Below are 13,413 nucleotides of genomic sequence, written 5' to 3' on the forward strand. Positions count from 1 at the left end.
ACTTCATTTTGAAAAGCTCGTTTTAATCTATCACTTTCCGCATGAAACCGCTTTCCGCATGAAAACATTTTCCGCCATAAAATCCTATGGCGGAAAGGAAAGTGTGCGGTTCAGGCCTTTTTTTCTGCCGCAACAAGCGGTTGTTTCAAAAGCCCGAGCACAATTGTGGTGACAATGGTACCAATAATAAGGGCTGCAAAATAGCCGATATAATTGATAACGACACCCGGAATAAAGGCAAGGAATATGCCGCCATGGGGAGCGCGCAGGCCCGTGCCGAGCCCCATAGCAATGGAACCGGCAACAGCAGACCCCACAACAAGCGCGGGGATGACGCGGAACGGGTCGCGTGCGGCAAAAGGAATGGACCCTTCGCTGATGAAAGCAAGCCCCAGAATGAAGGTTGATACTTTCGAGGAACGTTCATCGGTTGTAAAGCGGTTGGGGAAAATCCATGCGGCAAGTGCCAAGGCCATGGGCGGAGTCATACCGGCAATCATAGTTGCGGCAATCGGCCCGTAAACGCCGGATGAAATGAGTGCAACCGAAGTTGCATAGGCTGCCTTATTGACCGGCCCGCCCATATCAACCGCCATCATGCCGCCAATAATGGCGCCAAGGAGATAGGCATTGGTGCCTTGCAGGCCTTTGAGCCATTCGGTGAGGAAATTAAGAAGTGCCGCGACCGGCGTTCCGATGGCAAACATCATCAACAGGCCGGTTATCAATGTGGCAATGAGTGGCAAGACCAGAACCGGCATCAAGCCTTGCAAGCTTTTGGGCAATTTGATCCATTTGATGGCAAGGCGAACCGAATAACCGGCAATGAAACCGGCAAAAATGCCGCCAATAAAACCGGCGCCGATATTTTGCGACAATAACCCGCCGATCATCCCCGGTGCAATGCCCGGCCGGTCGGCGATCGAATAGGCGATAAAGCCCGCAAGTGCCGGCACCATCAGCGCAAATCCGCCTTTGGAGCCGATGACAAAAAGCACATTGGCAAATGTGCCTTCCTGACTGGTGACACCGACGCCGCCAATGGCAAAGGACAATGCAATCAAAAGCCCGCCCGCAACAACAAAGGGAAGCATGAAAGAAACACCGGTCATCAAATGCTTATAGACACCGCCGGCAGTTTCGCTCATTTCAGCACTTTCCCCGTCCTGAACCGCTTTCTGCTTTTGCACTTCAGCACTTTCAATGGCTTTCTGTATCAAAGCTTCGCCATTATTGATGGCCGGTTTTGTCGGGCAGGAATAAACGCGTTTTCCGGCAAAACGGGTGCGGTCAACTTCACGATCGGCGGCAATAATGACAAGATCGGCTGCGGCTATTTCGGCTGACGTCAAAGGTGTGCCGGCACCAACCGACCCTTGCGTTTCAACCCTGATTTCATGACCCAAAGCTTTGGCCGCTTCTGTAAGCCCCTCGGCCGCCATGAATGTGTGGGCAATGCCGGTCGGGCAGGATGTCACCCCGACAATCTTAAGACTGCGATTGGCGCCATTCAAATCCTGACGAAATTCATCGGAACCGGCTGTTTTTTCTGTCCCGTTTTTTGCCGGATTTTCGCTTGAACCCCCGAAAACAATAGCAGAAGGGTTTTTGAGAAGCTCTTCAAACGTGACCCTTTGCAATTGCCCTTTGAAGCTTTTCACATGATCGCTTTGCCAATCATGATTGTTGCTGACAAGCAGCAAACTGTCGGCACCGGCATCTTTGGGAATGCGAGGCAAGGTTCCGGTCTCGACGATTTCAAGGCTTAAAAGTACGCCCCTTTCGCTTGCGGCTTTTTGAAGAACTTCGCGAGCAAGCAAACTATGCACACCACCGCCTGCACCATCTATCAAGGCTATCAAAGTCATGTTCTTCTCCTCGTTCAAATGCGGCGATCAACCGACCCGCCGACATTCTACCTTTTGAGCCAAATTTTCGATTATCGTCTTTTCCGGCAAAGCCGGTCCGAATTTTTGAAGTTTGCCAACCGCAAAGGCTGTACCAAGGCGTGCAATATCTTCAAGATTTGCATTGTCGGAAATGCTTTTTGCAATGCCTGCAACCATGGCATCGCCCGCCCCGACTGTGCTTTTGACGCCCGAAAGCAAATATTGCGCGTGGATTGCCCCTTCACGCGAAACAAAAAGCCCGCCTTTTTCGCCCATAGAGACGGCAACAAGTGCCATTCCACGGTCAATCAAAGAACGGGCAATGTTTAAAACCTCTCCTTCATTTTCAAGCTTTTGACCTGAAAAGGCCGAAAGCTCGTCAATATTGGGTTTGATAGCAAGGGGAAGTTTTTCCGCTTTCAACAATTCCTGAAGCGCTTTTCCGCTGCAATCGACAATGATTTTTGCGCCTTTTCCTGCCCTTTCAACCTCGTTTCTATAAAAACGCGGATCCATTTTCGGGGGAAGGCTGCCACTCATGACAATAAGCGCGCCTTCGGCAATAAAATCATCGACAATATTTTGCAATTTTGCGATTTCTTCCACCGTCGGGCTGACCCCTTGCAAATTGATGTCGGTGGTTTCGCCCTCGTCAACGATTTTGATATTGGTGCGCGTTTCCCCCTCATAGCGGATAAAGCGGTCTTCGATATGATGGCTTTGAAAGAGCTCTTCAAAAAGTCGGCTATTGGCGCTTCCGAGAAACCCTGTGACCGCCGTTTTAACAGAAAAATCGGCAAGGCAGGCTGCCACATTAATCCCCTTGCCGCCCGCATTGAAACGTGCCTCTTCGGCACGGTGGACATGCCCGCGTTCAAGTTTTTTCAAATGGATTGTTTCATCAATTGCCGGATTGACGGTGAGTGTTGCAATTTTCATGACTTGGCCTCGTCAAGAGAACGAACCTCTTCGGCGGTTTCACATTGCAAAGCCTTGTTGGCAAGCTTGCGCATATCGGCAAGGCTTTTTGCCCTGAGCCTTGCCTTGACCGTTGCAATATCACGCGGGGTCATCGACAATTCGTTGACACCAAGGCCGGAAAGCAGCATCGCGCCGAACGGGTCACCGGCAATACCGCCGCAAACCCCCACCCATTTGCCTGCTTTTTCTGCCCCTGCAACCGTTCTTTCCACCATCCGCAAAACCGCAGGGTCAAGGCTGTCGGCTTCGGCCGCAAGGTCGGGATTTTGCCGGTCAACCGCCATGGTATATTGGGTGAGATCATTGGTGCCGATTGAAAAGAAATCGACATGGGGGGCAAAAATATCGGCCATAATGGCGGCAGCCGGAACTTCGATCATAATGCCGATTTTCAACACCGGTGCGGCAAGATCTTTGCGGATTTCTTCGGCAAGCGTTTTCAACTCTCTAATTTCGGTGACCGACATAATCATCGGAAACATAATCCACGGATCCCCGCCTTCTTTGGCGGCGCGATAAATTGCGCGCAATTGCGGCACCAGCAGGTCTTTTCTGCGCAATAGGAGTCGCGCGCCTCTCACCCCCAAAAACGGATTATCTTCTTTCGGTAAATCAAGATGGGCAACCTGTTTATCGCCACCAATGTCGAGCGCCCTGATAATGAGCGATTTGCCATTTAATGCCGAAAGCATATCGCGATAGACCTTATATTGCGTCTCCTCGTCGGGCGTTTCGGTGCTTTCCAGAAACAAAAATTCCGTGCGCATCAGCCCCACACCTTCACCCCCTTCATCCAATGCAAAGGCAACCTGATCGGGGCGGTTGATATTGGCGGCAATGTCGATCACATGGCCGTCGGTGGTTTTTGCGGGCTTGGCCCGTTCGGCAACTTCTTTTTCACGCTCTTCTGCCAATTTGACGATTTGCTTTTGTGCGGCCTCGACATCTTCTTTCGTGGGCGAAAGATATAAAATGCCGTTATAGCCGTCGACAATCGCGCTTTCGCCATTCTTTGCTTCAAAAACCTTGTTTCCCGCTGCAACCAGCGCAGGAATCCCCAAAGTGCGCGCAAGAATGGCGGTGTGGGAGGTTGGCCCGCCCGATGCGGTGATAAGACCGTGGACTTTTTCAGGGTTCAGATTGGCCGTATCAGAAGGTGTTAAATCTTCCGCAACAATAATTGCCCCTTCACCAATATTCTCGAACGAGCCTTTGGCATAAAGCGGGTCGATTTCGGCAAGAACACGCCCGCCAACATCGCGCAAATCCACCGCGCGGGCGGCAAGCAAAGGATTATCCATATGTTGAAGGGCACTGGCCGCCTCTTCGACCGCCTTGTTCCAGCTCCATGCCACGCCATGGCCTTCCGCCATTAAATGGCAGGCAGAAGAGATAAGATTGTCATCATCAAGAAGGGTGGCCTGTGCCTTGAAAATGGCAGCATCCGACGCGCCGATGCGACGGGTTACATCATCAACAATCGCTTTCATCTTGTCTTTGGTGCGCCCCAAAGCGTTTTCAAGCCGTGCGGCATCTTCAGAAAGTTTGTCGGGCTTATCTTCAACTTCGCCTGCCCCGTTTTCGAGAATGAAAATTGTACCGACAGAAAGACCGGGGCTTGCCGAGAGGCCGTCAATTCCCGCTTTTCCTGATGGTGGCCGGAAGCCATAGATTTTCTTCGGTTTCACTTCCGCTTTTTCGGCCGCTTCCCGCTCGCTTAACGTGATTTTTCTTGCCATTAAAACCGCTTCACCCAGAAGCTGTTCACCATTTTCCGCATCGGTTGAAAAAACGAGCGTGTCACCATTTTTCCCGCCCAGTTGCAAGAGGCCGGCAAGGCTTGTCATATCGGCCTGACTATTGCCATTACGGACGAGAATTTTCTGCCCGCTTTTTTTGGCAAATTCCACCCAGATCGACGCCGGACGCGCATGAAGACCCGACGGATAATCAAGAACCCATTCTTTGGTCACTCGAAGATCGGCGGCCTCACTTTCTGGTGCATCGTCATTTTCGACAAGGGCTGCCATAATGACCGATTTGTCGCCCGTCGTTTCAAGTTTTTGCAGCGCATCGGGATGACTAAGAAGGCGGGTCAATCTTTTTAAAATTTCGATATGGCCATCGGAATTGGCGGCGATAGCAAAAATCAGTTTTGCCTTTTCGCCATTTTGCCAGTCCACCCCGTTTGGAACCTGAATAACCGAAATCGCATCACGATTGACGAGGTTGCGGTCTTCCACCATGCCATGGGGAATGACAACGCCCGAACCAAGCCACGTATTGGCAACTTTTTCACGCGCCAACATGCTTTTTCCATAAGCCGGTTCAATTGCGCCTTCATCAACAAGAAGTTGAGCTGCGGCAAGAATGGCCGACTCCTTGTCGGGAAAATCCGCATTCAACAAAATTGCATTTTCGGAAAGAATTGCTGTCTTTTCAGATGCTGCTGCCACGGGTTTCCTCCCTCGGGCTTTTTCAAAATGAATTGAAAACGTTTTCTTGAAAAATATCAAGCAACTGTTTAATTCTGTCATATAATTTTACAGCAAATTCTGGAAACGTTTTCAAGGAAAAAACGCCTATTTATCGTGTTCAGGCACCAAGAAAGAAAGAAAAATCGAATGGCTGCCACAATTAAGGATGTTGCAAAACTTGCCGGTGTTTCGGTTGCCACCGTTTCGCGTGCTGTTTCCGGCAAAGTTGTGAGCCATGAATTGAAAAGCAAAGTGGAAAAGGCAATCCTTGCCACCGGTTACCGGCCGAACCTTGCCGCCCGCCGTTTGCGCGGGCATAGCAATGATATGATAGGCCTTATCATTGCCGACATCAGAAACCCGTTTTTTACCCGCTTTGCCCGCGCGATTGACGACATAGCAAAAACGAAAAACCAGCATGTGATCTTATGCAATACGGATGAAAATTTCGAGCAGGAAAAGGCCTATCTCGACTTGATGGAGGAAGAAAATGTTGCCGGTATCATTCTTTCTCCCACACTTTTAACAAGCGGCAAACACATAACAAGCCGCAAAGAAAAGCCGGCAAAACTCCAACGCCCGCTTGTTCTTGTTGATCGCACGCCCGATGAAATGATTTATGATTCCGTGCTGATCGATAATCATGCTGCCGCCAAGAAACTTGTGCAACACCTTTACGAAAACGGCAGAAAACACATTCTTTGCCTTTACGGAGCGGATAGCCGGACCGGTTTTGAACGGCAAAAAGGCTTTGATGACGCAATCAGGGCGCTTCACCTTTCAGGTGAAAGTGTAGCCGTAAAACACGGAAAAGATAATTTGGCGAAATCTTTAAAAAATGCGCTTGCAAAAAATCCCGATAGCGATGCGCTCATTGTCACCAATGGGGGTCTCGCTTTAAAAGCGGCGGCATTTTTAAAAAAAGCCGGTATTGTTGTGCCCGATCAACTGGCTTTTGCCGCCTTTGATGACGAACCGTGGATGGACCTTGTTTTTAACGGCATTACCACCATTGCCCAGCCGGTTGGCGACATTGCCCGCGAAGCCTATCATTGTTTGATGGAAAGGCTTGAAAACCCGCTAAAACCGGTGCTGCAAACCGTTTTGAAAAGCAAATTGATTGTTCGCGGTTCAACCTTGAAAGCCCGCACCACCACTCAATGAAATAAGGCAGGAACGTTCTTGTTTTGGCACATTTGGAGCTTCCGGAATTGGGTTCACGCCCCGGATTCTTCTCTTCGACCCACGCTTTCAATGAAATACGCATGGGTGTTGAACCGGCCGATTTTGCCGCGCGGGTTCAAACGGCGAATAAAGCCGCCGCTTGCAAGAATGGTTCAGGCAAAGCAGGCGGCTTGTTAGTTGACCGGCAATGAAAGCGCAGCGCATTCACCGGAATGCCTCGCAGCCAATTGCAGCAGATGAATGACTGTCACGAGACTATTGCGGGAGCCGCTTGATAAGGCTTGATGTATCAAGATTATTGCGGGAGCCGCTTGATCAGGCTTGATGTATCAAGCCGGCCGCCATTTTCTGCCTGAATATCGGCATAAAATTGGTCGATCAAAGCAGTGACCGGCAAAACCGCGCCGTTAGAGCGCGCTTCATCAAGGCAGATGCCGAGATCTTTTCTCATCCAGTCAACAGCAAAGCCGAAATCGAATTTGCCTTCAACCATCGTTGTGCCGCGGTTCGACATTTGCCATGAACCGGCCGCCCCCTTGGAAATGACATCAAGAACCTCGTTCATATCAAGACCGGCTTTTTTACCGAAAGCAAGCCCTTCGGCAAGCCCCTGAACAGCACCGGCAAGGCAAATCTGGTTGACCATTTTGCACAATTGCCCGCTACCGCTTTTTCCCAGCCGCTTTACCGAAATGCCATAGGCTTTCATAACATCGGCAATTTTTTCGAATATGTCCTTCTCACCACCGCACATAATGGTGAGTTTGCCGTTCTCGGCACCGGCCTGACCACCCGAAACCGGCGCGTCGATAAAACCGATACCGCATTTTTCCGCTTCCCCTTCAAGCTCGCGGGCAACCTTTGCCGAATCTGTCGTATGGTCGACAAAAACGCTTCCCCTTACCATTGTCTTGAATGCGCCATTTTTGCCGGTTGTGACTTCTCTTATGTCATTGTCATTGCCGACACAGGCAAAAACAATATCCTGCCCCTTTGCCGCTTCTGCCGGTGTATCGGCTTTTTTGCCGTGAAACTCCTCTACCCATTTTTCCGCCTTTTTTGCCGTGCGGTTATAAACCGTCACATCATGGCCGGCTTTTTTCAAATGCCCTGCCATAGGGTAACCCATTACACCTAAACCGATAAAAGCCACTTTTGCCATTTTTCCACTTTCTGTTTTGCCGCTCGATTGTTTTCTACTTGTCGGCTTTTATGAAAAAAATTCATAAGCCCAATGATCTTGATAGAGCTTATCAAAATCGTCTTGAAGAATATAGTTGTTATTAACAGGAAAAAGAATTGAACCCGAAACAACCGGAAATAGAATTGACGCTTTCTATTTGCGGTTAAACCGTTTCATTCTTGACCGTCATTTTCTTGGGGAAACCGGATTTTTTAAAAAGAGCGGAATTTTTTAAACAAGAATTGCGTTTTTAAAACCGCTAGAAAAGGCGAATGATTGCTTGTGCAAGGAAAGAGGATGAAACCGGATGATTTCAATTTCGGATGAAATACCGCCGCTTGAGCTTTTTAAAAAACCGGAGACGTAAAAAACGATAGCAAAAACCGGAAAATAACAAAGCAAAAATGAAGCAAAACCGATAGTAAAACAACTATTCAAAGGACATTTCCTATATGTTTACATGTGATGCATTTGCCGTTGACGGCCCTGATAAGACATTCCATCCTTTCACATTCGAGCGGCGTGACCCGCTTGACCATGATGTGGACATTGAAATTCGCTATTGCGGCGTTTGCCACTCCGACCTTCACACCGCGCGCAGTGACTGGGCGGGCACACTTTATCCTTGTGTGCCAGGTCATGAAATTGTCGGTAAGGTGCGCCGCGTGGGCAAAAAAGTAACCCGTTTCAAAGAAGGCGACACGGTGGGTGTGGGCTGCATGGTCAATTCCTGCGGAACGTGCGATTGCTGTCGCGCCGGACTTGAACAATATTGCGAAAAAGGCAACACCCTTACCTATAACAGCCCAGACCCTGAGACCGGAAAAGACCGTTATACGTTCGGCGGCTATTCCAAACGCATTGTGGTGAACGACAATTTTGTTTTGTCGGTACCGGAAAATCTTGATCTTGCAGGAGCAGCACCGCTCCTTTGCGCAGGCATTACCACCTATTCGCCCTTGCGCCACTGGAAAGCGGGAAAAGGAATGAAAGTGGGTGTTGCGGGTCTTGGCGGTTTGGGCCATATGGCGGTGAAACTTGCCCACGCTATGGGGGCCGATGTGACGATGCTTACCACCTCGCCTTCCAAAGAAGCCGATGCGCGTCGTCTTGGTGCCCATCATGTGGTTTTGACACGCGACAGCGAGAACCTCGCAAAAGCTGCAAAAACGCTTGATTTGATTATCGACACCATTGCGGCCAAGCACAATATCGACGCTTATCTCGACCTTCTTAAAGTCAATGGCACATTGGTGCAGGTCGGTGCACCGGCCGAACCTTTGCCGGTTGGCGTTTTCAACCTCATTATGGCACGTCGTTCGTTTGCCGGTTCGTGCATTGGCGGCATTGCCGAAACACAGGAAATGCTGGATTTTTGTGGCAAACACAACATTACCGCCGATATCGAGCTCATCAAAGCTCAGGAAATCGACAAGGCTTATGAACGCATGCTCAAAAGCGATGTGAAATACCGCTTTGTCATCGACATGGCCTCATTCTGAAAACCTTATTGTCCGGGAGCCTTCATTCCGGAAAAAGGTTTTAAACTCGAAAGCGGGGCGCACAACAAGCCCTGCTCATGACAAGCCCCTTTTCACAACAAAACTTGTTGGCGCTTGGCTTGACCGAGCGAGCAAAAGCGCTAACCGGCAAAGCCCCTGCTCTTTCAACCAATCATGTTCATGCGCTTTCAAAGACTGTTTGGAAAAGTGTTTTTGCGGGTACTGTTCATGCGCTTTCAACCAATAATATTCATGCGCTTTCAAAGAACGTTTGGAAGAATGTTTGGGAAAATGTTTTTGTTGGCAGCGCGCTGAAACAGCCATTCCAAAGCAAAGCCGGAATTCATAACCAACCACATTTCAGGGAAGAAAAACAATGGAAATTAAAAGAAGTGGCAGCCGCCCTTCCGGCAAAGTTCCGGAAGAATTTTTTACCGGTCGGGTGAGACTTGATCCGGCAATCGACCCGCATCATGGGTCAAACCTTCTTGCCGGTCATGTCACCTTCGAGCCCGGAGCACGCACGCATTGGCACACGCACCCGAAGGGGCAGGCTCTGATTATCACATTCGGGCGCGGGTTTATCGGCCGCGAAAATGGAGAAGTGAAGGAAGTTTTTGCCGGTGATATTGTCTGGTTTGAAGCGGGTGAAAAACATTGGCATGGTGCTTGCCCCGACACCGCAATGTCACATTATGCCATACAGGAAACAGTGGATGGCAAAAGTGCCGACTGGATGGAAGAAGTGACCGATGAGCAATATAAAGGAAAATAAAGAAAGCTGAATTCCAAAACCTTGTACTTCATCACACTTCTGCATTTCATAAAATGCTGAAATTATAAAATGCTAAAAAGACCGGCACGACGCTTGAATAGACTCCTTTGGGGTAAATGACGCAGGTTTCCTTGAAAAGTGTGACAAAGTTTCTTGTTTTCCTTGGAAACTGTTACAAAGTTTCTTGCCAGAAATGAAAATCACCCATCGAGGGCCTACTGCCTTCGGCGGGCGTGCATAAAACCAAAGCAGTTTTTTAAAACCGTTTTTTTTAAAAATTCGGGCTTTTTGGAAATTGGATTTTTTTGGAAATTCAAACTTTGAAAAGCCGCTTCATATTTTTCTGTTCTGCCCGCCTGTTTTTTAAAAGCCAAATCGTAACCGATTGAATCAAGTGTTCGTTTGCAAACTTGCGGCAAGCAAAGCCCTGATTTTGGCTGACAAGAACGGGAAAGAACGGATCATGCCGGTTTAATGCCGGATTATAGAGATTTAAATTCTTCGGCTCTTTTCATGGACTTTCTTTAAATTTATCTCCGATTTTCTCGCCTTTTTTTATTTTTCCTCATTGTCGTTCATAATATTTCAACAAGATAACAGTTATTCTGTCGAGTGAATTTCGTGTCTGATCAAAAATATAACGATCGTTCCCTTAGCGATTCGAAAATATATTTTATTTCACCCATATAAATAAATAGTAGTACGATAAATGAAAAACTTTCCACATGCCGGAAGTTGTGTTCTGTGCTTTAACGATTTATTTTTTTTCGTTTCTAAGTGATTATTATTCAACACGTTTTACTGAAATTTTGAACTATTCTAAAACTTGAGTGTTGACATTAGGTTTAAATATTTTTTTAACTGTTTCTCAATCTATACCTTTTTTATCAACTTTAAAATTCGAGGGATTGCGTATGTCGATCGGGTACGGTGAAGGAGAACATTTTTCAGACGATCAGGGATTTTCGGCTTGTCAGAATGTGATGACGGAAAAGAAAATTTTGAAAAGCCACCAAAACATGGCTGCCCAAAGCTTCAGAGCGGAAAACGAAAGCGGTCGGGGGAAAGAATTCAGTGCGGGTGAAAGCCTCTCGGGGGCAAAAGGTTTCAACGCAAGCCGAAAAATGTTGGTTGCACTTGCTTGCAGCAGTTTTTTTTCAACGAGCCTATTTTTTGATGGCGCAGCCTTTGCCGAGACCGTCAATAACGAGGTCAAAATTGCCAAAAATGGCAAACAGAGCAAACCCTCTCTTGCGAAGAAAAAGCAAAACGCGACGGGGGAAAAGGCGGCAACTGAAACCGGAGAAGCCGCTTCGAATTCCGCTGCTTCGGCTGATAATCCCGCTCCACTTGCCGATGAAGGTACAATGTTACGCCAAGTGGTGGTGAGTGCGACCGGCTTCGAGCAGAATGTGAAAGATGCACCGGCCAGTATTTCGGTGATCCCGCGCGAGGAAATCGAAAAAGGGTCGTTCCGTGATTTGACCGATGCCTTGAGGAATGTTCAAGGTGTTGCTGTGACGGGGACAGCGGCCGAACAGGATATCTTCATTCGCGGGCTTCCCGGTGCCTATACGCTTATTCTGGTTGACGGCAAACGTCAGAGCACGCGTGAAGCACGCACCAATGGCAATTCCGGTTTCGAGCAGAGTTTCATTCCGCCGGCTGCCGCAATCGAACGGATTGAAGTTGTGCGCGGGCCGATGTCGTCGCTTTACGGTTCGGATGCAATGGGTGGTGTTATCAATATTATCACCCGCAAAGTGCCGCACAAATGGACCGGTTCCTTTACCATTGACGGTACGGCAAACCAGTACAGCAAATTCGGCAATACCGCTCAAGGAAGCTATTATGTCGGCGGCCCTGTGGCGCCCGATGTTGTGGGAATGCAGCTTTGGGGAAGAGGTTTGGGACGCGAGGAAGATGATATTATTTCCGGTACGCCGAAGAAAAAGGAAATCGACATTACCGGCAAGGTTACCGTAACACCGGACGAAAACAATGACCTCACCTTTGAAGCCGGTCACACGAGATTGCGCCGCTATAGTTCGGTGGGCCACAATATCGAGCGAACCGAAAATATCAGCCGCGCACCTGTTGACACCTATAACAAGAATGATCGTGACCATTGGGTTGTCGGCTATACCGGCCGTTACGGCTTTACCACCGCCGATTTTTCCGTGTTGCAGGAAACCGCAAGCCGCACCAATTACACATGGGACAGCCCGACCCACGATTATGTTGCCAATTTGCGTTCGCCGGAAATACGAAACACCGTTGTCGATGGCAAATTTACCACCCCGTTCGACATTTTTGGCCGCCACACATTGGTAACCGGCGGGCAATTCAACCGAGGGGCATTGACCGACCAGAACCCCGGTATGCGCACCGGACTTGATGAAGAATTTACCATCGAACAATGGGCCGGTTTTGCCGAAGATGAATGGTGGCTCACAGATACATTCTCGCTAACCGGCGGGGTGCGTATGGACCACCACCAGATTTATGGCGAACATTGGAGCCCGCGCGGTTATGCTGTTTGGCATGCCACCGACAATCTGGTTTTCAAAGGCGGTGTTTCAACCGGCTTCAAAGCACCGGAAATTCGTGAAATTGCACCCGGATATGCTTATACAACCGGAGGTGGTAATTGCTTTTACGGGCGCAATCCCCCGAAAGGGCGCAACCGCTGCGGTGTGATTGTCGGTGCCGACAATCTGGAAGCGGAAAAAAGTACCTCTTATGAATTTTCTGCCATTTGGGACAATCTTGATAATCTCGAATTGGGGGCAACCTATTTCTACACCGATTTCAAAGACAAAATCACCAACCGGCAGGTTCTGGATAGCAATGGCAATCCGGTTGAATGGTCGGTTGACCCGAATTATGTGCTTTATGAAAACCTCAATATCGACGATGCTGTGATGCAAGGGGTGGAGCTTACCGGTTCATGGAAACCGATTGATGTTTTGACTATCCGTTCCAACTATACCTACACCCATTCCGAACAAAAGAGCGGCGATTATGAGGGGCTGCCTTTGGCAAGAACGCCAAAACACATGGCCAATCTGCGTGCCGAATGGCAAACACCGATTGAAAAGCTCGAAAGTTTTGCGGCTGCAACCTATCACGGCAAGGAAACCAATGCGGGTTTTAGAACTGGTAGTGCCGGTAAGGCGGTTTACAAAGACGGCAAAATTGTCGGCCGTGAATATGATGATTATGTCACCTTCGATATTGGCGGTTCTTACGCTTTTTCCGAAAATGTCAAACTGAATGCCGCAATCTACAACCTGTTTGACAAGCGTGTGGGTGTTGACCAGTTCAATGATGTGGTGGAAGGCCGACGCCTCTGGTTGAGCATGAACTCGCAATTTTAAAGCCCGGATGAACAGAGTGATGAACTCTTGAAGGACAGGAT

10 protein-coding genes are annotated in these 13,413 nt (G+C 48.8%); 6 read left to right on the forward strand and 4 right to left on the reverse strand.

Translation table 11 applies throughout. The features are described 5' to 3' along the window. Positions 1-110: 110 nt before the first annotated feature. The 3 genes from H3S83_RS09670 to ptsP are packed head-to-tail and all read right to left on the reverse strand — an operon-like array spanning position 111 to position 5,326. Positions 111-1,868 carry a PTS fructose transporter subunit IIC gene (locus tag H3S83_RS09670; protein WP_198239550.1) on the reverse strand — a complete coding sequence of 586 codons (1,758 nt, stop codon included), beginning with the start codon at positions 1,866-1,868 and terminating at the stop codon, positions 111-113. Between the two features lie 27 nt (positions 1,869-1,895). Further along, the gene (pfkB, locus tag H3S83_RS09675) at positions 1,896-2,828 is read right to left on the reverse strand and encodes a 1-phosphofructokinase (protein WP_198239551.1); all 933 of its coding nucleotides are present in this window, start codon (positions 2,826-2,828) and stop codon (positions 1,896-1,898) included. After that, entirely contained in the window at positions 2,825-5,326 is a 2,502-nt protein-coding gene (gene ptsP, locus H3S83_RS09680; RefSeq protein ID WP_370541351.1) for a phosphoenolpyruvate--protein phosphotransferase, read from the reverse strand. The genes pfkB and ptsP overlap by 4 nt, the downstream gene beginning before the upstream one ends. Positions 5,327-5,494: 168 nt before the next feature. Between ptsP and H3S83_RS09685 the strand changes: the two genes are divergently transcribed. Together H3S83_RS09685 and H3S83_RS09690 are read left to right on the forward strand one after the other, a co-directional pair. Beyond that, on the forward strand, positions 5,495-6,511 hold the full coding sequence (locus H3S83_RS09685) for a LacI family DNA-binding transcriptional regulator (protein WP_198239553.1): 1,017 nt from the start codon (positions 5,495-5,497) through the stop codon (positions 6,509-6,511). A 23-nt stretch (positions 6,512-6,534) separates the two neighbouring features. Next, a complete protein-coding gene (locus H3S83_RS09690; protein ID WP_198239554.1) occupies positions 6,535-6,723 on the forward strand; it encodes a hypothetical protein in 189 nt (62 codons plus the stop codon). A 104-nt stretch (positions 6,724-6,827) separates the two neighbouring features. Here the strand turns inward: H3S83_RS09690 and H3S83_RS09695 are convergent, their stop codons facing one another. Continuing rightward, complete coding sequence (locus tag H3S83_RS09695; protein ID WP_198239555.1) at positions 6,828-7,694, reverse strand: NAD(P)-dependent oxidoreductase; 867 nt, start codon at positions 7,692-7,694, stop codon at positions 6,828-6,830. Positions 7,695-8,167: 473 nt separating this feature from the next. On the opposite strand from H3S83_RS09695, the gene H3S83_RS09700 reads away from it, so the two are divergent. From H3S83_RS09700 to H3S83_RS09715, 4 genes are all read left to right on the forward strand, one after another. Then, positions 8,168-9,217, forward strand: a complete 1,050-nt coding sequence (locus H3S83_RS09700) for an NAD(P)-dependent alcohol dehydrogenase (RefSeq protein WP_198233762.1) — start codon at positions 8,168-8,170, stop codon at positions 9,215-9,217. 119 nt (positions 9,218-9,336) lie between these two features. Next, a complete protein-coding gene (locus tag H3S83_RS09705) occupies positions 9,337-9,663 on the forward strand; it encodes a hypothetical protein (RefSeq protein ID WP_198239556.1) in 327 nt (108 codons plus the stop codon). Continuing rightward, positions 9,594-9,992, forward strand: coding sequence for a cupin domain-containing protein (locus H3S83_RS09710; protein ID WP_198239557.1), 399 nt, complete (start codon positions 9,594-9,596; stop codon positions 9,990-9,992). The genes H3S83_RS09705 and H3S83_RS09710 overlap by 70 nt, the downstream gene beginning before the upstream one ends. A 914-nt stretch (positions 9,993-10,906) precedes the next feature. Continuing rightward, the gene (locus tag H3S83_RS09715) at positions 10,907-13,372 is read left to right on the forward strand and encodes a TonB-dependent receptor domain-containing protein (protein WP_246741744.1); all 2,466 of its coding nucleotides are present in this window, start codon (positions 10,907-10,909) and stop codon (positions 13,370-13,372) included. The last annotated feature ends 41 nt before the right edge of the window (positions 13,373-13,413 follow it).

The sequence above is a fragment of the Bartonella sp. W8122 genome, from assembly GCF_016102485.1.
GTDB classification, from domain to species: domain Bacteria; phylum Pseudomonadota; class Alphaproteobacteria; order Rhizobiales; family Rhizobiaceae; genus Bartonella; species Bartonella apihabitans.

Excerpts from the sequence above, each read along its gene's own strand:
- pfkB (WP_198239551.1), bottom strand. The coding sequence starts at position 2,828 with ATGAAAATTGCAACACTCACCGTCAATCCGGCAATTGATGAAACAATC.
- H3S83_RS09700 (WP_198233762.1), top strand. The coding sequence starts at position 8,168 with ATGTTTACATGTGATGCATTTGCCGTTGACGGCCCTGATAAGACATTC.
- H3S83_RS09710 (WP_198239557.1), top strand. The coding sequence starts at position 9,594 with ATGGAAATTAAAAGAAGTGGCAGCCGCCCTTCCGGCAAAGTTCCGGAA.
- H3S83_RS09685 (WP_198239553.1), top strand. The coding sequence starts at position 5,495 with ATGGCTGCCACAATTAAGGATGTTGCAAAACTTGCCGGTGTTTCGGTT.
- H3S83_RS09695 (WP_198239555.1), bottom strand. The coding sequence starts at position 7,694 with ATGGCAAAAGTGGCTTTTATCGGTTTAGGTGTAATGGGTTACCCTATG.
- H3S83_RS09670 (WP_198239550.1), bottom strand. The coding sequence starts at position 1,868 with ATGACTTTGATAGCCTTGATAGATGGTGCAGGCGGTGGTGTGCATAGT.
- H3S83_RS09715 (WP_246741744.1), top strand. The coding sequence starts at position 10,907 with ATGTCGATCGGGTACGGTGAAGGAGAACATTTTTCAGACGATCAGGGA.